This is a genomic window from Dellaglioa sp. CoH-57-MRSF-16 (genome assembly GCF_056782055.1).
The window spans coordinates 1-1,690 of record NZ_JBXAXZ010000015.1 but is presented as its reverse complement, the minus strand read 5'-3'; the positions used below and the strand labels follow the sequence as shown (position 1 = coordinate 1,690).

Sequence of the window (1,690 nt, the reverse complement as noted above, 5' to 3'; positions counted from 1 at the left end):
TGTAATAATCCCTTTATGGTTGTCAGATGAAATAATATAATTTCATCCGATAATCATGGAGGGATTTTTGTATGTCCAGAGCCAAGTATTCAGCATTAGAAAAATTAACGTTTATCGAAGAATTTAGAAAGTCCGGAATGCCGAGAAGAACTTTTGCCCGAGAATACGGTATTAATAAAGATCTATTCAAACGTTGGGTCGATCGCTATGACCGCGATGGTATTGAAGGTTTACAGGAAGCGCGCCACAATAATCACTATTCAAAAGCGCTGAAATTAGAAGCGGTATTAACTTATCTAACGGGTCAATATTCACAAGCAGATGTTGCACTTAAGTTTGGTTTACGATCACAAAAACAACTATTAGACTGGGTTTCCAAGTATAATGAGGATAAAACGGTGACGGCGTCACCGTCCAAAAGGCAGGTTCCCATTATGAGTCGTAAAACTTCTTTTGAAGAACGCGTTTCAATTGTTGAATATATTACCAAAGATAAACATAGTTATAATGAAACTGCGGAACACTTCGGTGTCTCTTATCAACAAGCCCGTTCATGGGTTCTTAAGGCACGACAAGGTGGTTATGAATCACTAATCGATAATCGTGGTCACCGTAAAGATCAATCAGAACTAACAGATTTAGATAAAGCGAATCTACGGATTCACGAGTTAGAAAGCCAAATCGAAGATCAAAAATTATATGCGGCCTTTATAAAAAAATGGCAGGAACTTCAGCGCAAGGGGTGAATAAGCAAAGACGACTGGCATATCACGCGATTAAGAATGTTAGTCAAGAAAAGCATGGTGCGATAACAAAACTTATAAAAATGGTTGGCGTTAGCCGTCAGGCTTACTACAAAGGGTTAAAAAGACAAGAAACAGTTTGGGAGACACGTAATAAACAACTTAAAGAGCGAACCCAATACTGGTTTGATTTCAATCTACAAGGGATTGGTACTGGAAACATGTTGGTAAATTTACAAGCTGACACATCAATTAATTTTCCCATTACTTTCAAACAGGTTCGACGAGTTATGCGAGAACTAGGTATTCGATGTTTAGTACATCCGAAGAAGCATAATCGTGTGAAACAATCAGAACAATATATCCAAGATAATCTTCTTAATCAAAATTTTAGTGTGAGTAGACCTAACCAAGTTTGGTTGGCCGATTCAACAGAGCTTTCATATGGCATAAATGGCGAATATAAAATTCGGTTAAGTGGTGTTTTAGATCTTTATGGTCGGCGACTTTTAGCCTATAATCTAAGTCCTACAGAAACTAGTGAAGCAGAAATCCAGGTATTTCAGCAGGCCTTTTCAGGTGCTGGTAGTGTACACCCCATGGTGCACACCGATCGCGGTTCAGCTTATACCTCAAAACTATTTAATCGTTCTCTTGATCGATATGAAGTAACTAGAAGTATGTCCCGACCAGGAACGCCATACGATAACGCTCCAATGGAGCGTTGGTGGAATGAATTTAAAAATCGATGGATGGCACGTCAGCCACTGCCAAAGACCTATCAAGAACTTATGAAATTGGTTGAAGCAGGAATTGAATATTTTAATCATTACAATCGCTCAACACAAAGAAATGGCCTTACCCCAGATGAATACTGGGATAAAGCCATTTAGAAACATATTAAATTTTATATTATTTCATCCGTCAACTTGACAGGGCCTAGTACA

2 protein-coding genes are annotated in these 1,690 nt (G+C 38.3%); both read left to right on the top strand.

Annotation, left to right across the window (positions count from 1 at the left end; genetic code table 11):
- Positions 1-71: 71 nt before the first annotated feature.
- On the top strand, positions 72-746 hold the full coding sequence (locus AC1RPH_RS07575; protein ID WP_481761994.1) for a transposase: 675 nt from the start codon (positions 72-74) through the stop codon (positions 744-746).
- On the top strand, positions 719-1,636 hold the full coding sequence (locus tag AC1RPH_RS07570) for an IS3 family transposase (RefSeq protein WP_481761993.1): 918 nt from the start codon (positions 719-721) through the stop codon (positions 1,634-1,636). Before AC1RPH_RS07575 ends, AC1RPH_RS07570 begins: the two co-directional genes overlap by 28 nt.
- Positions 1,637-1,690 lie beyond the last annotated feature (54 nt).